We start from the raw sequence: 18,412 nt of genomic DNA, 5'->3' as shown, positions 1-18,412 counted from the left end.
ATGAAAACATGCAAAAAAGCGAGCTCAATGTGCTCGCTTTTAAAACTTCGTTTGATAATGTTCAATTTCCCAAGTATGAACAGCTGTCCGATAGCTATCCCATTCATTCTTTTTCATTGCGATATATTCGTTAAATACATGATCACCTAGTGTGTGACGGCCGATCAACCCACCTTCCAATTGTTCAATCGCTTTTCCTAAACTGCCTGGGAGGTTTTCAATACCAAGCTCTGCACGACGTTCAGCTGTCATGTGGAAAATGTCTTCATCAATTGGCGCAGGGCAAGTGCTACTTTTTTCTATGCCGTCCAGTCCTGCTTCAGCAATGACTGCAAAAGCTAAATACGGGTTTGCGGACGGGTCTGGACAACGAAGTTCAACGCGTGTTGCTAATCCACGTTTAGCTGGGATTCGAATTAATGCTGAGCGATTTGACGCCGACCAAGCAATATAGCATGGAGCCTCGTATCCTGGCACAAGACGTTTGTATGAGTTTACAAGTGGATTGGTAATGGCTGCGAAACTTTTTACGTTGTGCAATAAACCAGCAATAAATTGATATGCCGTTTCAGATAATTGATTGTCATCCGCTGGATCAAAAAACGCATTTTCTCCATCTTTAAATAGCGAAATGTTTACGTGCATACCTGAACCGTTAATACCGAAAATCGGCTTTGGCATAAACGTCGCATGCAATCCATATTTTTTAGCGATCGTTTTTACAACCCATTTATATGTTGTTGCATTATCAGCGGAACTAAGCGCATCCGCATATTTAAAGTTAATTTCATGTTGACCTTCAGCCACTTCATGATGCGAAGCCTCAATCGTAAATCCCATTGCTTTTAATGCACGATAAATGTCTAAGCGAACGCGTTCACCGAGGTCTTTTGGTGATGGCTCAAAATATCCGCCGTTATCTTGTGGTGTTGTTGTTGGATTTCCATTTTCGTCTGTTTTAAACAAGAAAAATTCTAATTCAGGACCAACGGAGATCGTATATCCTTTTTGTTTCGCTCGTTCAACTGTTTTTTTCAATACGTTACGTGGATCGCCATCGAATAACGTTCCGTCTGGATTCATCACAGAGCAAAGAAAACGTGCTTCTGCGTATCCATCTTCTACTGTCCACGGTAGTACCGCAAACGTTTGTAAATCAGGAAGTAAATATAAGTCTGAGCGATTGATTGGTGAAAAACCTTTGATAGAAGATCCATCAAACATTATTTTTCCTTCTACTACATCATCTAGTTGTTCCGCTGTCACCGTGACATGCTTTAAAACACCTTCAATATCAACAAATTGTAAATGTAATAGTTCAACATGTTTTTGCTTGATGATTTCTTTAATTTGTTCAAGCGTCGAAGTGTTTGTTTGTTCAGGGACAAGTAATTCACTCATGTTACATTACCTCACATTCTTATGTATATTTTTATAACATGAGTTTATTATATGGAATCATTTATCGTTTTTCAATAGTTTTTTATCAAATTTTCTGTATTTTTATTTAAAAAAAGACACGCTTTTCATAAGCGTGTTTGAACAAACAAAAACGACGGAACCCCTACCTCTCCTCCGTCCTTGCAGCTCCGAAGCTGCGCCAGTGTGAATTTGTTTTGTTGCATATAAAAACGGGATCCCACGAAAAGCGAGACCCCGTACGTTTGACGATTTATGCTTTTTGGACGTTTGCCGCTTGCGGCCCACGATTGCCATTCACGATGTCAAATGTTACTTTTTCGCCTTCTTCCAACGTTTTGAATCCAGTACCTTGGATCGCTGTGAAGTGAACGAATACGTCTGTACCTCCGTCCGTCTCAATGAATCCAAAACCTTTTTCTGCATTAAACCATTTTACTTTACCTGTGTTCATGTGAAATTCCTCCAAAACAATTTTAAAGATTGACCACCGTTGCATTACTCATAAAACAAAAGCTACACTTTTGCCAAGTCCTTATAAGATGAACCCGACAAAGGTGCAGCTTATAACGATCATTGATATAACGAACGAAATGGTACTTCTTTAGTATATAGGCTCGAAACGAGAATGTCAAATGTTTTTTATTTTTCTTTCCATTTGATACTACAACCGATGCCCGGCTTTTGTTCTTTCGGGACAGGTTTCCCTGATAGCAATGCATCTAAAGCCGTACGAATAGAAGATCCAGTCACTGGGATCCCGTTACTTGGTCGTGAATCATCGAGTTGACCACGGTAAACACATTGTAACGCACCATCGAATATGTAAAAGTCCGGTGTGCATGCAGCTTGATATGCTTTTGCTACTTCTTGTGTTTCATCAAATAAGTATGGAAACGGATATCCAAGTTGTTCAGCTATCTCTTTCATTTTTTCTGGGGAATCGTCCGGATATTTTTCCACATCATTTGAATTAATGGCAATAAATGAAATCCCTTTTGGTTGATAATCGTTGGCGAGACGGACGAGTTCCTCTTGAACATGTTTAACAAATGGACAATGATTGCAAATAAACATGATGACTGTTGCAATATCGGATTTGACGTCTTCTAACCGAACGATTTGTCCGTTGATCACGTTAACAAGTTCAAATGATGGTGCTTTCTCTCCTAGTGGGAACATGTTTGATTCAACAGCTGGCATACAAATCACCCTTTCTTTTTTCGTTCATTTACTATTATAGCAAAATGTACAAGTAACAAAAAATAAGCGAGCTTGAGCCCGCTTATTTTTTTATTAACTGCCCTCTTGTAACGCCGAGTTGATTAATAGCTTTTAACGTGCGCCATACGCTTGTACCGCTCCGTTTGCCTTCGAGCGCTTCGCGATATAATGTGATGACTTCTTCTACTTTTTTCGCTGACTCTTCCAAAAACTCGACACGATACGAGCAAACACCAAGGGATAAAAAGTGTGGAATATATTCTGCCCCAGATTGTTCAATGGCATTGTACACTGTATTTCGGCAACCGATATCTACACGAACAGGGTGAAGCATGCCGATTCGATCACGTAAAGATACACGATGCTTTTCGCATGGTCGTCCACAGTTCGTAAAATCGGTTCCCTCACTTAAAAATGTACAGTATACACAATGTTCAGTATGAAACATCGGTAAATGTTGGTGAATAACGATTTCGATATGTTCTGTTGGTGCCGCTTCAAGTAAATCAATCATTTGTTGAATATTTAAATCATATGAAGGGGTGATCCTATCAAGCCCTCGAGATAAAAACAACTGTGCAGCCAGATGGTTTGAAATGTTAAGCGAAAAATCTCCAATCAGCTGTTGTTGTACCGATTGACTTGTATAATACTGTACTGCCCCTAAACTACGAACTAAAATAGCGTCCGGCTCAGCCTTTAAAATCCCTCTCAAAATTCCATTTTCCCCAGGCATATGAATACGAGGAGTAGCTAAGGCAATTGGTTTATTTGCAGCCCTTGCCATCTGGACGGCTTTCGGATAGTCGGTTGTAAACTCAAAATCCGCATATACCATGTCTACGTCTGTATGACATGCAACTTCTACTTGCTCCATTGTACGGCAAAGGGCCATTAAGGCAGGGGTTGTAGTTCGTTGCTTTTGTCGATAAGGGGATGTCAAATCCACTGTTTGTTTTATATACAACCGTGGTTGTTGACGTTTCTTAATGAGCTGTTCAACCGCTTTTCTTCTCATTTGGTTTAATTCTTTAACCGGAAGAATGACGTCACCATTCATATGCATATCAACGTCTTTTAGCTCAAAAATAGTTCCACCTAATCTGCCGAACTGTTCTTTTATAAAATCTAATGTTAATGGCCGTTTTTGCGCAACATTTAACATTTGTTCGGATTGAACGACGACTTCATTCCCTGTTGTTTCGTCACGCCACGTTGAAATGAGCGGTTTTCCTGCTTCACCGTACACATGCACCGTTAGCGGAAACAACTGATATGGTCGCTCGGTTTCAAATGTTTTACGCAAACGACGATCAAGCTCTTGGTCGCTCGTTTTCCAAATACGATCTCCTACACGCACGCGCGTTAAATTGACGTCATGTCGACCTGGGATGATTTCAACAAGCCCTTTTTCGACTTCTCCTTCGATTTTTTTTCCGTTTTTTCGTAAGTCATACACGCGTCCGCCTTCTTCTTTTTCCTCTGGGCGGCCTGCATCAAATACGATACCATCTCCACGTTTTCACGGAGCTTGCAGTTCACATAAAACCCCGTCTTTTAATACTTTTTTGACCGTTCCAAGAAATACACCACGGCTTTTCGGAAACGTTCCGTCAACAAGCTGTTTGTTGTTCGTTCCTTTTAAAAAGCCATGTGTAAATCCTCGGCTAAAGCTTTGTTGTAGTTCACGTATTTCCTCCGTTGAAGGAGTATAATGGCGTCCTGCTAAATATTCATCAATAGCTTTTCGGTATTTGCTGACAACATTCGCTACATATTCTGGTGACTTTAATCGCCCTTCGATTTTAAACGTGCTTACCCCTGCTTCGATAAGTTCCGGAACGAGATCAAGAGCAGCTAAATCTTTTGGTGAAAGTAAGTAAGCGACGTTTCCCATTTCTTTTTGCTCGCCATCAACGATTAAATCGTATGGGAGGCGACAAGCTTGGGCGCATTCTCCGCGATTGGCTGAACGCCCACCCCACATTTCTGACGTCAAACATTGCCCAGAATATGATACGCAAAGTGCTCCGTGAACAAATACTTCTAAAGGAACGTTCGTTTTCTCAGCAATTTTTTGAATGTGTGTTAAATTATTTTCGCGACCGAGCACCACCACTTCCAAGTTATAAGGCTTCAAAAACTCGACTGCTTCCGGAGATGTAACGGTCATTTGTGTTGATCCGTGAATCGGAAAATCAGGCGACATATCGCGAATAAGTTTGACAAGCCCTAAATCTTGGACAATCAGTGCATCTACTCCTGCATCTATACATGCTTCAACGAGCTGCTTTGCTTCTTCTAGCTCATTTTCAAACACTAAAATATTAAAAGTAACATATCCACGAACGTTGTATTTATGCAAATAAGCCATCACATCTTTTAATTCTTCCATGCGAAAATTTTTCGCCCGTACACGTGCATTATATTTATCCACACCAAAATAAACGGCGTCTGCTCCATTGGCAACAGCAGCACGAAGACAATCCCAATCTCCCGCCGGCGCTAACAGTTCAATTTTTCTCACAGCTGGTCAACCTCTCTATTTTTTATCATGAACAACAATATATTACCGAATATCCCCCTCGTTTGCCAACAAAGAAAAAGACCTGAACGTACAGGTCTTCTAGTCAACTACCTCACTTAGCTAACGCTTGAAGTAGAGGTCTCCTCGCCAAAGACGATGAATAAATGGGGGAACAAGATGTTTTGAAAAGAACTGAATGTCAAAATCTGAATTACTTTAAATTAAACTTTTTCATTAATTCCTCTTTAAATTTATAATTCTTTTCTCCATGAGGCACACCAACTTTTTCGCCATCATTACCAGGAATATCAATGTTGTGTTTACCCTCATTGACACCAGAAATTACGTACAGATCATCGTATTTAAAATCAGGCACAAGAAGCAGCAGGTAGCTATGGTTTTTATCCATGTTTCGGTAGTTGTTAATTGAAAATTTAGTCTTTCCTGGCATAATACCATTATCGTAAATGTAGCTTGGTTCAGCTACCTTGATAATATCTCCAGCTTTATAATCGTAGGTAGTTTTATTTTCAAGAACCTTGTTTATTTTAAACTGAGTAATTGTATACGCATCTACTGTAAACCCTCTCTCATCGAATGTTACGAAGTTCTCACTTTCAAGTGGTTTTCCAGTGACAACAAGTTGAGAAAAGTTAATTATTTCATCTACTGTGTTAAAGGATACTTGTTTAGCATGAATAATTGATAAACTTACTTTTTTATCAGCCGACATATACCATAGACTCAAGACGAGAGAAATAAAACCTGACAGAGCTACCGAAGCAATGATAATCTTGTTTCTTTTCATATTCGTAATATCCCCGCTTATCTATTAATATCCCCATTTTTGTTTTAAATGGTCTTTATCCGTTTGTTGAGGCGATCCGTATGTTGTTAGTTCATACTCCTTCATTACAGATGCACCTGAATCGTCATTATGTCTCAAACTTAGCGCGTGTCCAAATTCGTGAATAATAACGTCAGTTGATTCAGCAGAAGTTAGTGTATTCATTTGAGGTGTGTTGAGTCGGATTCTTGAACGATCCCTTGCATCCCCCGGATTTACTTGACTCCATCCGAAAAAGCCATACGTCCAATAGTCTGCGACCGCATAAACGGTTGAGCCGGAGATAGTTCCTGCATAAACAACAATGCTATAATATGTAGGCTCAGAAGTGACTCGTGAAATAGCAACCTTTGAAGAAATGTTATTCCAAGTTGCATATGCGGTGTCTGCACGGTTATGATAACCTGTACTGGAAACGCTAGCATCACGCCAATACTTAAGATTTTGTGCCCCAGCATATCCATTAGGGTTATAGTGATCTGAGTGGGCACTAACTAGGATGGTTGGTAGTAAAAAAGCTAGCGAGGGAATAAGTAATAAAATTCTTTTTACATTCATAATTTCCTCTCTCCCTAAAATATTCATTTCACGGATACCGTTCTCCATTCATTCTCTTAATTCCTTCTTTTTTCAAAAATATTTCACCACGAGCGAAGAAATATGTAATAATTGTGAACTGTCATTCTTGAGAATTCTATATTCATTAAGCACTACAACATGGCCATCCGTTATCACGATCGATTCTTCAAGCCATGATACGTGGCTTTTGCCAACAACGAAAAAAAGACCTGAGCACTCAGGTCTTCAATGAAGGAATGGAGGGATAAAATGTTTAGTAAATGACTGTATGTCGGCATATCCACTTTTATAGTAGGTAACGACAATATAATCCGCACGTTCATCCCAACCAGCCATTTGCATACATTGTTCTATTTTTGTTTTATCTTCTACGACGATTCCCTCGGCTCGTTCAATCATGTCATCTGTCCACTCATATGTTTTCAACCGTTTTGTGTTTTTAATTATTTTCACTTCGCTCACGTCTTCTACTGTCGCCCGTGCTTGCTGCAATAAACCGCGCTGCTGCAACCATTCATCTACGAGATGATACGACTTTTTCCACTTGATCATAGTTTCCTCGGTTATTCCATTTTGTTTTTCATACGTGACGGTAATTGCTCCCCATTCTCGATTCCATGCGATTGGATCAAATGTTTCATCTACCAACTGACGCTGTAGTATGTGTAAAAACGATTCGATCTCCTCACGATCACGCAATCGAACGGCTTTCCCTCCTAAATTAGAATCTATTCGTACTTGTAAAACGTTTTTGAAATCATTTATACGCAAAATTGGATAGTGATTTTTCTTAAACTCAAGCGAATGAAAAATAGGTTTGTAAAACTGATTATATACTTCTAATGGTACAGCATATTGACGAACAATCCGTTTTCCGTTTTTCAAGTCGTAACCAATGACAACATGTTTAGTATTTTCAGTTTGCAATTTTTGCTGCTTCATTAACTGCTGATGGAACAAATAAATGTGCTCGATGTTGTCTCTTTCGTAGAAAAACGCATTCTCCCCGTTTTCATTATCATTTTCAAAATAGTATATATGATCACCAAAATATGCTCGTTCAATGTCATTTAACGGGGGTTGGTATTTCCCAAAACCAAATAAGTCAAATGCAAATAATAAACTGACAACGGCAATAAAACCTATATATTGAACGTATGCTTTCCAATGCGTGAACACGCGCCATGTTTTTTCTAAAATGATACGGGCAATGAAGTAGCCGATCAATGAAGCGAATACATATCCAAAAATGATCCAAGTTATTCGTTGTTGCATCTCCCCGAAATATGCTCCACCGACAAGCATGACACAAAATGTAAAACCATATGTGAATACGGGGCGGAGCGGACGAAAAGCGATCGCATCTGTTGCTGCTTCAACATGTCGTTTTTTGTATAGCCATACACTCAATACATAAAATATAAAAGCGAGCACAATATATATACATATTTCGATTAGTTGAATAGGTTTTGATTCCCAGTTCAATGCCCGAATAAAAGGCACGATTTTGTCAATGTTATAGGATAAATAATATTCATATGCAAAACCGTATAAAAAATATTTCAAGTTAAACATAAGTAAAACGAATATTCCTGCTGGGAAGAAAAACAGAACATAAGCAAATACGCCTTGTAGCATGGACATGCCAGTAAACATCCCAACAAACACCGTTCCAGAAAATAATAATACATTCATTGCTACCGTACCTGTAAACCAAATGGCTATATGCTTCAGTGAATATAGCGAAACAGGAAGAAGCGGTTTCATGATTATTAAACATCCCGCAATCATTGCGACGGGCACAGTAAGAATGATCATCGCAGCAACAATATGCTGAAGAAACAGTGCCTCCCGTTTAACTGGCAGACTGTGAATGTAATCTGCAGACAATCTCACTTGCATATAGCGAAATAAAAAGATGGCAAGCAACACAGGAAGTGTGAACATAAGGGAAAATTGAATTATACTTCCGATATCAAATATGCGACCCGTCTGATGATGCATAAGCCAATTTTCATCTTCAGTCATCATAAAAATATGGATAGGTAGTGCAAAAAGAAGGCCGACGAAATAAACAAGTGCAACCCATCCGACGTTGCGAACAATTTGAGTAAATATTCCACGATTAAACAAGAATGTTTTCAATGGCATATCCTTGCTCCCCCATTTCATAAATAAATATTTCTTCTAATGTTAGTGGTAATAAATCAAACAAAATTGGCTCATGTTTCTCAATATGTGCAATGATTTGTTCTTCTTCCCCACGAACAATACAAAGTAAAACGCTACCACGTTGTTCTTGGTAAACGACATCTATATGTTGTAGAAAAGAGGAAGGAATTTGTCCTTGGAATGCTACTTGCACTTTATGAATGTTTGTTTTCAAGTTATCTACCTCTTTTTCAATGATGAGCGAACCGCGGTGTAACATGCCAATACGGTCACATAAATCTTCTACTTCAAATAAGTTGTGCGAGGAAATAACAACGGTCATTTCTCTTTCCGCTACGTCCTGAAATAAAATGTTTTTCACTTTTTGTCTCATGACAGCATCTAGCCCATCAAGTGGTTCGTCTAAAATGAGCACATCAGGCATAGTAGAAAATGCTAACCAAAATGCAACTTGCCGCTGCATTCCTTTTGACATACGGTGAATTTTTTTATTTACGTCAATCAGGAATAGTTCTTGCATGTTGCGAAAACGCTCTTCGTTCCATTTTGGATATATATGACGATAAAAGTCAGCCATTTGTCCAATTGTTGTATGTGGGAAGAAATAGAGTGCATCAGGTAAAAAAATGATTCGTTCTTTTTGCTTAATGTTTTCGAAAATCGGCTCACCATCAATAGTAATCGTTCCTTTGTCTTGTTTATAAATACCTGCAATCATTTTCAACAGTGTTGTTTTCCCAGCACCATTTGATCCAAGTAATCCATAAATCGACCCTTTTGGAACGGAAAATGTCACATCTTTAATCGCCTCTAATTCTCCAAATCGCTTGCTTACATGATTAATTTGAATCAAGTTCCTCTCCTCCTCGCATCGTGCTTTGTGCACGTTCCACAATCGAAAAAATATGTTCTTTTTTTACCCCGATATAAAATGCTTCTTGACATAGTTTGAATATACTTTCTTCTAGTTGTTTTACTTTTTCATCGTAAATCGCCTCTTTTTTATTAGCGACAAAACTCCCTTTCCCAGGAATAGAGTAAATGTATCCTTCTCTTTCTAGCTCTCGATATGCTTTTTGAATCGTATTTGGATTAATGGTTAATTGTTTTGCTAGCAAGCGAACAGACGGTAGTTGCTCATTTGGTTTTAACACATCATGAATGATCATTTCTTTCATTTTTTCTATAAGCTGTTCATAAATCGGTTTTCGGCTTCGTAAATCAAGATCAAACATATCCCCACCTCCTCCCTATCTGTACCAACTGTAATAACTGTATTATATTAAATAATACAGTTGTTGTAAATAGTTTCTAAAAAATAGTTTTCAAAAAATGAAAAAGCCGCCAGAAAGGCAGCTTTTTAGTTATGGCTGTGTCCATCTTGTTTCATATCTCCATTGTCATGACCATGTTGATCCATGTTGTTCCCATGGCCATCTTTTTTGTTTTGCATCATCTGTTTCTTTTTCATATAACGTTCATGGGCGACTTTGTCAACATCTTCCCATGATACGATCATCGCGCCCGGTTGTTCACTTACAAACTTGTCAGCATCCTCTTTTTTTGCAAAAAACGCATATCCATAATTCATCGGTGTCTTAATGTCAGCTTTCACCACTGTCGCGTTTTGTAATTCAATCCATTCTAACGTATTGTAGTCGCGTACATATTTTTTCGCAGCCTCACCGTGATCGCGCTCATAGTTAAATAAACACCCGATGTCATCAAAAAACAAGACGTCACCGTTTTCTGTTGCAGATTTCGCTGTAAATTTGCCAAGCTCGTGTTCCTTTGGATACACTTTCATATTACAAAATACACACACAGTGTTTTCATCTGGTTCAGCCATCGCTGCTTTCTCAAACACATCTTCTTCATTTGACTGTTCTTTGTTTTGTTCTGCTTGTTTTTCCTCTGCTTGTTTTGTTTCTTCTTGTTTCTTCTCCGCTTGATTGTTGCATCCTGCTAGAGCGAAGAAAAGTGCACCGATCAACAGCACGATCCATTTTTTCATCACTAAGATCCCCCTTATTTTCATTCAATCCGTAAGCGAGTATAATACATAATTGTGAAATTTATTTGAGAATGTTGTGTGGAAAATGAAAAAAAGCGGCATTACACCGCTTTTTCTGTAAAATAATGCTTATAATATCCCCCGACTTTGCCTCGATTATCGATAATAAAATAAAAGTCATCTGTTTCATTTTTTACTTCATATTCTTTGCCGGGTGTTAACACGTTATGTACGATGTACTTTTCGGCATTTGTATGGTTACATACAACCGTTTTTATCGTTGGTCTTTCATGCCAGTTTAAATGAATCATGATTGATTCCTCCTTCAAGATCCTTTATATTTATTTAAAAATTTAGCAAGCTCATGCAGCGCTTGTAGTACCGCAAAATGTTTATCGTTTCCGCTTGCTTGCGCTGTAGCCACATCTTTAAATTTGGCGTGCGCTTCGTACGACCCGTTTTTTTTATATACATCTACTCGTACGGTTCCCCTTGGGTGCGGAACGATAAAAAACTCTATTTGTTTCATTTGTTCTCCCCACCTTTAATGTCAATCGTTTATTTAATTTAATAATAGTAAAAAAGGCGTCATTTTAAAAGCATTGTTTTATGTGAAGAAAAAGATGTACGATTTACGTTTTTAATCAAGGCGACGAATCGCGTATCCGGATTGTATCAACACACGCTGAATTTGATCAATATGCTCCCTATTTTTTGTTTCAAGGGAAAATCGCACTTCTGCTTGCCCTGGGAGAACGTTTGTCCCCATTCGTTGATGATCAATGGACATGACGTTCGCTTCTAAGTCGGCGATAATGCGCAACAATTTATTTAACTGTCCCGGTTTGTCAGAAATGACTGTTGAAAATGTGACGAATCGTCCTGATTCAACGAGCCCTCGTTCAATAATTCGTGAAATGAGCGTTACATCGACATTTCCCCCACTTAAAATGGCTACAATATTTTTTCCTTCAAGCGGAATTTTTTTATATAATAAAGCTGCTAGTGAGCAAGCCGCAGACCCTTCAACAAGCAATTTATTTCGTTCGAGTAAATATAACATCGTTCGTGAAATATCTGTTTCTTCCACACAAACAATATCATCCACATATTTTTGTATGTATGAAAACGTTAAATCCCCAATTCGTTTAACAGCGATCCCGTCCGCAATTGTATTTGATGGAGTAATCATAACGGGTTGATTATATTGTTTAGCCGCTGTGGTGCTTGCACAAGCAGCAGATTCAACGCCATATATGCGGATAGTAGGCTTTTTTTGTTTCATAGCAATAGCTAATCCTGCAAGTAACCCACCGCCACCAACAGGGCAAACGACTGCATCAATATGGTCAAGCTGGTCAAATAATTCTAAACCAATTGTACCTTGTCCAGCAATAACGGCTGGGTCATCAAACGGATGAACGAATGTTGCACCTGTTTCTTGCTGAAGCTTTCGGGCATATTCTAACGATTCGTCAAATACATCACCGTGTAGAATAACGTTTGCGCCATAACTTTGTGTCGCTTGAATTTTACTTAATGGCGCCCCCTTCGGCATGACGATGGTACATGGTATTCCGATCATGCTGCTAGAATAAGCTACCCCTTGTGCATGATTGCCCGCTGAAGCTGCAATTACCCCACGCCTTTTCTCTTCTTCGCTCAATGAAATGATTTTATTGTACGATCCTCGAACTTTAAATGAACCTGTTTTCTGTAAGTTTTCTAATTTCATGTACACTCGATTATTTGATAGTCGACTAAACGTTTGTGAAAATTCAAGAGGAGTTTTGTGAACAACTGTTTTCATTCGTTGTTGCGCTTCGTATATGTGTTGTAGCGTGATCAATTCATCTCATCCTCCTTTGCGTCTTTTTCATTATATGTTATTTGATCATAAACAAGCAATCGCCTATTGTCTTTCTTTGATTTTTAATTGATTATTTAGAACATAGTTCTATTATTTAAATTTGGAAAGAAAAAAAAAGCTATGCGTATTGCACAGCTCACAACCCCGCTGATTGTTGAAGACGTCTTGCAATTTCGAGAAAATCCTCGTATGAAATTCCTGGGGCAAATGTTTCCTCGACCGATTCCAAATCGGGGATCGGCGCTCCCGCTGGTGTTCCTTGAATCACTTCGAGCTGTCCCCCATCAAGCGGATGCGTTCCTTTCCAAATTTGCTTTACGTCTTGATAATCATGTTCACTAAATGTGTACAACTTCCGATGCCATCCTTGCTGTTCGTATTTACGTGCTGCATCAAATTTATCATTGCTTAAGTTAGGGATTGGCAACATTTTTGTCACATCAACACCTGTGACAATTTGAAGTGCTTTCGCATAAGCGATAATGTGCACTCCTCCACGCACAAGTAAATAACCGATCATTTCTCTTGCGACAGGATGATCGGTCATCTCATATACTCTCATTTTATGTGTACGAGCACCACATTCTAAGAAAAAATTGTGCAGCAAATCTAAAACTAAGTTCCCACTGTTGAAGACGTAATCCCCTGACCACGATTTCCCCATTGAATCCCCTGGTAAAGCGGTTTGTGCTGTCGCGATAAAATGGTACGTATTTCGTTTATCTCCCCCGCTTTGCATCGGAGTAACATCCGGATCCCCTTCAAACGTTGTTCCCGTCAAACATAGATTAATCGCCGTTGTAACAAGTTCGACATGACCTAATTCCTCTGCTGTAATACTTGCAACTAAATCATAAAAAGGTTTTAATTTTTTCTTTTCACGAAAGTTGAACGACTGAAACAAATAATTATTTAACGTTGACATTTCCCCGAATCTTCCGCCGAGCAACTCTTGTACTGCTGCTGCGGCATTTGCATCCGCGTACGTAGATTTCGGCAATTCAATCTGCAGTTTGTTCACTCTTGTAAACATTGCACTCCCCCTCTTATTTTGGCATAATCCAAATAATTTGCTGAATGCGAACAAAAAAGAGGGTATCGCTACTTTTTAATACAATGTGATCTGGTTTTACATCTTGAATTATGCCTTGCATATTTCCACGCACCGTTTCGATTACTACTTCCCTTCCTTTAATCGTTTGTAACGTTTGATAAACATAAGGGTCGATGAAAGCCATAAATTGCGGTGTCATTTTCCTCCCCCTTTCTAGCTTTTCTTTTCCAGTTTATTCACTCGTATTTGTGTTTATTACATTTTTCATTTAGAACATAGTTTTATAAAAAAATAAAATACATACTAGCCGATTTATTTGTTTTACGATAAACTTCAACATAGAAATAGTGAAACGAGGAGTTAGAACGATGGAAACTCATGAGCAATTAAAACGGAAAATAAACGCTCTTGAAGAAGAAGTGAAATTATATAAACGTTTTATCGAACACATTCCTTTTCCATTTTCGTACGTCGATCACGAGATAGGAAAGATGTTGAAAAAGGAAAATGATATATCTCCCCCGACCGTCGAAAAAGTGGAAAAAAATGAGCGGCAAAAACCAATAATACAATGGAAAATGGATTTACAAAAAGATTATCCATTTGAACAAGTTGAACAATTTTTAGCGCCTATTTTTGATCTTGTTTCCCATCATATCGTCTTTGTTGATGCGGACGGAATCATTACATTATGTAACTTACAGGCAGCGAACGACGTTGGCGTCAATCGAGATGAAATCATTGGAAAACATATTCGGGAGTTGTTAAACATTCCTGATGAACAGATTATGACGCTAAAAACATTGCGGACAAAACAACCACTTTACAATTGTGAAGTGCTTGATCGGTACTATGGCATTATTAATACACGTATTTTATACAATGAAGATGGATCAATTAAACGCGTCATTAGTATGTTTCAATCGCTTAATCAAATGAAAGAAGCTGAAAAATTAGCGATCGCTGGGCGAATTGCTGCCGGGATTGCGCATGAAATTCGAAATCCGTTAACTACCGTAAGAGGATATTTACAGTTTTTGAAAGAGCAACTACCTGAACATATTGTCACACTTATCGAACAACTGTTAATTCCCGAACTCGATCGAGCAAACGATATTATTACAGACTTTTTAAACGTTGCAAAACCAAACGAAATGAAAGCAGAGTGGATTGGCATAAACGAATTTATTCAAAACGATTTAGATCTTTTATTACGAAGCGAAGCCCTTCTTCACAATGTAGAGCTTTCATACGGTCTAGATGAAAAACTACAACATCATGGTGTTTATATTGACAAAAATCAACTGATGCAGGTGTTTATTAACTTATTGCGCAATGCGATTGAAGCAAAAACAGAAAAATCATTGAATGTACACATTCAAACAGCTTTGCACAATGACCTTGTTCAAATTTACGTTCACGACAATGGACCTGGCATCCCTCCTACAATTATTCATCACATCTTTGATCCGTTTTTTTCGACGAAACAAACGGGAACAGGTCTCGGCCTATCTTTGTCGCGAAAAATTATTGAACTTCATAAAGGTTCGATGCGTGTGCAAAGCGAATTCGGGCGTGGCACATGTTTTATTATCGAACTGCCCGTTTATTTAAAAAAATGAGGCTGCTTCATCGCAGCCTCATTTTTACGCTTCTTTTTTCTGCTCCGCTTGTTCCTCTTTCCAGCATTCTACCTGATTGTCCATACCTATATTACGTGCGTAAAATACCGGATTTTTTCCTTGTTTTCGTTGTGTTGTATAGTCTTGTAAGGCAGCAAAAGCAACACGACCGAGCAAGAAAATCGAAATTAAGTTTACAACCACCATAAACGCCATGAATAAATCAGCTAAATCCCATACGATTTGAATGCTCGATACAGATCCCCAAATAACCATGAATAATACAGCTAAACGATAGATCAATAATGATACCTTACTCGAACGAATGAATTCAATATTTGTTTCACCGTAATAATAGTTTCCAATAATCGAACTGTATGCAAATAAAAATACGCTGACTGCCACAAATCCTTGTGCCCACTCACCAATGTGTGTGCTCAATGCCGTTTGTGTTAACGTGATTCCATCAAGCCCTTCCTTCATATAGTCGCCTGATAATAAGATCATGAACGCTGTTGCGCTACAAACTACTAACGTATCTACAAATACACCTAATGTTTGAATTAAACCTTGCTTTACAGGATGGGAAACTTCTGCTGTCGCCGCGGCGTTCGGCGCGCTTCCCATGCCGGCTTCGTTAGAGAATAAACCTCGTTTAATCCCCATCATAATTGCTGCACCAAATCCTCCACCTACAGCTTGTTCAACACCAAATGCATTTTTCAAGATCAAAGCAAATACAGATGGCAATTCAGCAATGTTTGTCAACACAACATAAAACGCAATCAATAAGTATAAACCGGCCATAACGGGAACGATGATCGACGATGCTTTCGCAACACGATGCACACCACCGAAAATAATAAATGCCGTCAGAACAGTAAGTAAAATACCGATGACGATCCGATCCATTTGAAATGCATGCTCAAACGCAAACGTAATCGTATTCGCCTGAACAGAGTTAAAGACAAGACCAAATGCAAATGTAATTAAAACTGCAAATAATACACCTAGCCAACGCTTTTTTAGCCCCTGTTCAATATAATAAGCAGGTCCACCACGATATCCATTTTTATCTTTTACTTTATAAACTTGAGCAAGCGTGCTTTCCACAAAGCTCGATGCACCACCAATTAAAGCGATAAGCCACATCCAAAATACCGCCCCAGGTCCACCGACGGAGATGGCCAACGCTACGCCCGCTAAGTTCCCTGTACCTACACGAGACGCTGTGCTCATGAAAAATGCTTGTAGCGATGAAATGGCACCTTTTTTTTCTGGCGTCTCCGTAATGACACGAACCATTTCACCAAAATAGCGAAACTGAACAAACTTCGTACGGAATGTAAAGTACAATCCTAAAATAATTAAAAGGGCAATGAGAACATACGACCATAAAATGTTGTTCAAAAATGATACAATCGTTTGTAATACTTGCATATCCGTCACCTCACATGATGTTCGTAATAAAAACGACTTTTTTAATGTAACAAAACTTAACATGAAAAGCAAGAGGGGTTCTCTATGAATATATAAAAATGATATGTTATAATGTCATTTGTCTACATTTTTCACATGTATTTGGAGGAACATATGAAAGAAACATATACGTTAAAAGAAAAAATAAAACAGTTTTCATATATTTTACTTCCTATTTTTCTTACTCAAATCAGTCTGTATATGATGAATTTTTTTGATGTCATGATGACGGGAAAATATCGCGCAATTGATTTAGCTGGTGTAGCCATTGGTTCAAACATTTGGGTTGCTCTATTTACAGGAATTGGAGGGGTGTTAACTGGTTTAACTCCAATCGTCGCCCAAGCATTCGGGGCAAAAGACAGTGAACGCATTACTCGGACGGTAGAACAAGCAATATACTTAGCGATCACCTTTGCCTGCTTTGTACTTGTAATCATTTATTATCTCGTTCCTTTTTTACTGCAACATATGCCGATCGAACATGATGTGCAAGTTGTCGCTTATGAATATTTGAAAGCATTATGTATTGGTATTGTCCCTATTTTTATTTATCACGTACTTCGTTCTTTCATCGATGCCCTCGGGCGAACGAACGTTACAATGATGCTAACACTATGTTCATTGCCTTTAAATATTTTACTGAACTACGTATTCATTTTTGGACGATGGGGTATACCGGCATTCGGCGGAGTGGGCGCAGGGTACGCGACAAGCATCACATATTGGTGCTTATTGTTATGTGTGTTTTTACTCATTCGTTTCCGTAAGCCTTTTTCAACATATCATGTGTTAAAAAAGGTGCGTCCAATCTCGTTTCCCGTGTGGAAACAATTATTTTCAATCGGTACACCGATCGGATTAGCTATCTTTTTTGAGACAAGTATTTTTTCTGCTGTCACGTTGTTGATGAGTCAATTCGGAACAGCAACGATCGCGGCACATCAAGCCGCACTAAACTTCGGTTCACTTTTGTATATGGTTCCACTAAGCGTTTCTCTCACTTTGACCATTATTGTCGGATTTGAAGTCGGAGCAAAGCGGTTAGAGCATGCGAAGCGTTACTGTATTATCGGCATTTCGGCAGCTGTTATGATGGCTGTCGTTGCCTCTATCGTCCTATTATTGTTTCGTGAAACAATTGCTTCGCTATATACGAATGACGATCTTGTTTTGCAATGGACGAAGCAGTTCTTGTTATATGTTTTATTTTTTCAATTCTCAGATGCCGTTGCTGCCCCGATCCAAGGAGCGTTACGTGGTTATAAAGATGTTCGCTTCCCATTTTTCATTGCGCTCGTGTCGTATTGGTTAGTCGGTTTACCTGTTGGATATGTATTCGCACATTACACAACCGCTGGACCGTTCGGGTATTGGCTTGGTCTTATTGTCGGTTTAGCTTCAGGGGCTATTTTACTATGGATGCGTTTAATGCAAAAATGGAAAAATTAAAAAGCAAGAGGTGATGTCCCTCTTGCTTCAAAGTGTTGAAAAAGTGGGGAGTCAAGAAAAAGTTCACTTTCCTCGTGAATTTTTTCTTCTTTTCTTTTTTCCTTATTTGTGGTAACTTAAATCTATACCATGTGATTGAAGGGATCGTAACTT

Annotated in this window: 17 protein-coding genes and 1 pseudogene; 2 read left to right on the top strand and 16 right to left on the bottom strand. The window is 38.7% G+C overall.

Annotated features, from left to right (window positions below):
* Nucleotides 1–39: 39 nt before the first annotated feature.
* The 15 genes and pseudogenes from glnA to K1I44_RS11460 all read right to left on the bottom strand — a co-directional run bounded on the left by glnA (nucleotide 40) and on the right by K1I44_RS11460 (nucleotide 13,905).
* Nucleotides 40–1,401, bottom strand: a complete 1,362-nt coding sequence (glnA, locus tag K1I44_RS11530; protein ID WP_219986207.1) for a type I glutamate--ammonia ligase — start codon at nucleotides 1,399–1,401, stop codon at nucleotides 40–42.
* A gap of 271 nt (nucleotides 1,402–1,672) precedes the next feature.
* Nucleotides 1,673–1,873 (bottom strand): cold-shock protein, encoded by a 201-nt coding sequence (locus tag K1I44_RS11525; protein ID WP_003398700.1) that lies wholly within the window; start codon nucleotides 1,871–1,873, stop codon nucleotides 1,673–1,675.
* A gap of 188 nt (nucleotides 1,874–2,061) precedes the next feature.
* The gene (locus K1I44_RS11520) at nucleotides 2,062–2,622 is read right to left on the bottom strand and encodes a thioredoxin family protein (protein ID WP_219986206.1); all 561 of its coding nucleotides are present in this window, start codon (nucleotides 2,620–2,622) and stop codon (nucleotides 2,062–2,064) included.
* Nucleotides 2,623–2,704: 82 nt separating this feature from the next.
* Nucleotides 2,705–5,170 (bottom strand): annotated as a pseudogene (locus K1I44_RS11515) (U32 family peptidase).
* Between the two features lie 211 nt (nucleotides 5,171–5,381).
* Entirely contained in the window at nucleotides 5,382–5,978 is a 597-nt protein-coding gene (locus K1I44_RS11510) for a hypothetical protein (RefSeq protein WP_219986205.1), read from the bottom strand.
* Between the two features lie 24 nt (nucleotides 5,979–6,002).
* Entirely contained in the window at nucleotides 6,003–6,623 is a 621-nt protein-coding gene (locus K1I44_RS11505; RefSeq protein WP_219986204.1) for a zinc metalloprotease, read from the bottom strand.
* Nucleotides 6,624–6,821: 198 nt separating this feature from the next.
* A complete protein-coding gene (locus K1I44_RS11500) occupies nucleotides 6,822–8,747 on the bottom strand; it encodes a DUF6449 domain-containing protein (protein ID WP_219986203.1) in 1,926 nt (641 codons plus the stop codon).
* Entirely contained in the window at nucleotides 8,722–9,621 is a 900-nt protein-coding gene (locus K1I44_RS11495) for an ABC transporter ATP-binding protein (protein WP_219986202.1), read from the bottom strand. The genes K1I44_RS11500 and K1I44_RS11495 overlap by 26 nt, the downstream gene beginning before the upstream one ends.
* Complete coding sequence (locus tag K1I44_RS15615; RefSeq protein WP_035066385.1) at nucleotides 9,608–10,003, bottom strand: GntR family transcriptional regulator; 396 nt, start codon at nucleotides 10,001–10,003, stop codon at nucleotides 9,608–9,610. The genes K1I44_RS11495 and K1I44_RS15615 overlap by 14 nt, the downstream gene beginning before the upstream one ends.
* Nucleotides 10,004–10,128: 125 nt before the next feature.
* The gene (locus K1I44_RS11485; RefSeq protein WP_219986201.1) at nucleotides 10,129–10,782 is read right to left on the bottom strand and encodes a nitrous oxide reductase accessory protein NosL; all 654 of its coding nucleotides are present in this window, start codon (nucleotides 10,780–10,782) and stop codon (nucleotides 10,129–10,131) included.
* A 101-nt stretch (nucleotides 10,783–10,883) separates the two neighbouring features.
* Nucleotides 10,884–11,093: a DUF6501 family protein gene (locus K1I44_RS11480; protein WP_006318546.1), complete on the bottom strand. Its 210-nt coding sequence runs from the start codon at nucleotides 11,091–11,093 to the stop codon at nucleotides 10,884–10,886.
* Between the two features lie 14 nt (nucleotides 11,094–11,107).
* Complete coding sequence (locus K1I44_RS11475; protein WP_021094053.1) at nucleotides 11,108–11,311, bottom strand: hypothetical protein; 204 nt, start codon at nucleotides 11,309–11,311, stop codon at nucleotides 11,108–11,110.
* 111 nt (nucleotides 11,312–11,422) lie between these two features.
* Nucleotides 11,423–12,631: a threonine ammonia-lyase gene (ilvA, locus tag K1I44_RS11470; RefSeq protein WP_219986200.1), complete on the bottom strand. Its 1,209-nt coding sequence runs from the start codon at nucleotides 12,629–12,631 to the stop codon at nucleotides 11,423–11,425.
* Between the two features lie 157 nt (nucleotides 12,632–12,788).
* Nucleotides 12,789–13,685 carry a manganese catalase family protein gene (locus K1I44_RS11465; RefSeq protein ID WP_219986199.1) on the bottom strand — a complete coding sequence of 299 codons (897 nt, stop codon included), beginning with the start codon at nucleotides 13,683–13,685 and terminating at the stop codon, nucleotides 12,789–12,791.
* 13 nt (nucleotides 13,686–13,698) lie between these two features.
* On the bottom strand, nucleotides 13,699–13,905 hold the full coding sequence (locus tag K1I44_RS11460; RefSeq protein ID WP_003398689.1) for a YuzF family protein: 207 nt from the start codon (nucleotides 13,903–13,905) through the stop codon (nucleotides 13,699–13,701).
* Nucleotides 13,906–14,074: 169 nt separating this feature from the next.
* Between K1I44_RS11460 and K1I44_RS11455 the strand changes: the two genes are divergently transcribed.
* Nucleotides 14,075–15,328 (top strand): two-component system sensor histidine kinase NtrB, encoded by a 1,254-nt coding sequence (locus K1I44_RS11455; RefSeq protein ID WP_219986198.1) that lies wholly within the window; start codon nucleotides 14,075–14,077, stop codon nucleotides 15,326–15,328.
* A 24-nt stretch (nucleotides 15,329–15,352) separates the two neighbouring features.
* Here K1I44_RS11455 and K1I44_RS11450 read toward each other — a convergent pair whose 3' ends face one another.
* Nucleotides 15,353–16,768 carry an alanine/glycine:cation symporter family protein gene (locus K1I44_RS11450; protein ID WP_003398687.1) on the bottom strand — a complete coding sequence of 472 codons (1,416 nt, stop codon included), beginning with the start codon at nucleotides 16,766–16,768 and terminating at the stop codon, nucleotides 15,353–15,355.
* A 153-nt stretch (nucleotides 16,769–16,921) separates the two neighbouring features.
* Between K1I44_RS11450 and K1I44_RS11445 the strand changes: the two genes are divergently transcribed.
* Nucleotides 16,922–18,259, top strand: coding sequence for an MATE family efflux transporter (locus K1I44_RS11445; RefSeq protein WP_219986197.1), 1,338 nt, complete (start codon nucleotides 16,922–16,924; stop codon nucleotides 18,257–18,259).
* Nucleotides 18,260–18,412 lie beyond the last annotated feature (153 nt).

Source organism: Anoxybacillus sp. ST4 (assembly GCF_019448545.1).
GTDB lineage: Bacteria > Bacillota > Bacilli > Bacillales > Anoxybacillaceae > Anoxybacillus > Anoxybacillus pushchinoensis.
Note: the sequence above shows the minus strand (reverse complement) of the source record. Positions and strands in the feature narration are given on the sequence as shown.

Coding starts and splice junctions, on each gene's coding strand:
- K1I44_RS11475 (WP_021094053.1), bottom strand. CDS start 11,311: ATGAAACAAATAGAGTTTTTTATCGTTCCGCACCCAAGGGGAACCGTA.
- K1I44_RS11450 (WP_003398687.1), bottom strand. CDS start 16,768: ATGCAAGTATTACAAACGATTGTATCATTTTTGAACAACATTTTATGG.
- K1I44_RS11465 (WP_219986199.1), bottom strand. CDS start 13,685: ATGTTTACAAGAGTGAACAAACTGCAGATTGAATTGCCGAAATCTACG.
- K1I44_RS11445 (WP_219986197.1), top strand. CDS start 16,922: ATGAAAGAAACATATACGTTAAAAGAAAAAATAAAACAGTTTTCATAT.
- K1I44_RS11485 (WP_219986201.1), bottom strand. CDS start 10,782: ATGAAAAAATGGATCGTGCTGTTGATCGGTGCACTTTTCTTCGCTCTA.
- K1I44_RS11520 (WP_219986206.1), bottom strand. CDS start 2,622: ATGCCAGCTGTTGAATCAAACATGTTCCCACTAGGAGAGAAAGCACCA.
- K1I44_RS15615 (WP_035066385.1), bottom strand. CDS start 10,003: ATGTTTGATCTTGATTTACGAAGCCGAAAACCGATTTATGAACAGCTT.
- K1I44_RS11480 (WP_006318546.1), bottom strand. CDS start 11,093: ATGATTCATTTAAACTGGCATGAAAGACCAACGATAAAAACGGTTGTA.
- K1I44_RS11505 (WP_219986204.1), bottom strand. CDS start 6,623: ATGGAGAACGGTATCCGTGAAATGAATATTTTAGGGAGAGAGGAAATT.
- glnA (WP_219986207.1), bottom strand. CDS start 1,401: ATGAGTGAATTACTTGTCCCTGAACAAACAAACACTTCGACGCTTGAA.
- K1I44_RS11510 (WP_219986205.1), bottom strand. CDS start 5,978: ATGAAAAGAAACAAGATTATCATTGCTTCGGTAGCTCTGTCAGGTTTT.
- K1I44_RS11460 (WP_003398689.1), bottom strand. CDS start 13,905: ATGACACCGCAATTTATGGCTTTCATCGACCCTTATGTTTATCAAACG.
- K1I44_RS11500 (WP_219986203.1), bottom strand. CDS start 8,747: ATGCCATTGAAAACATTCTTGTTTAATCGTGGAATATTTACTCAAATT.
- K1I44_RS11525 (WP_003398700.1), bottom strand. CDS start 1,873: ATGAACACAGGTAAAGTAAAATGGTTTAATGCAGAAAAAGGTTTTGGA.
- K1I44_RS11455 (WP_219986198.1), top strand. CDS start 14,075: ATGGAAACTCATGAGCAATTAAAACGGAAAATAAACGCTCTTGAAGAA.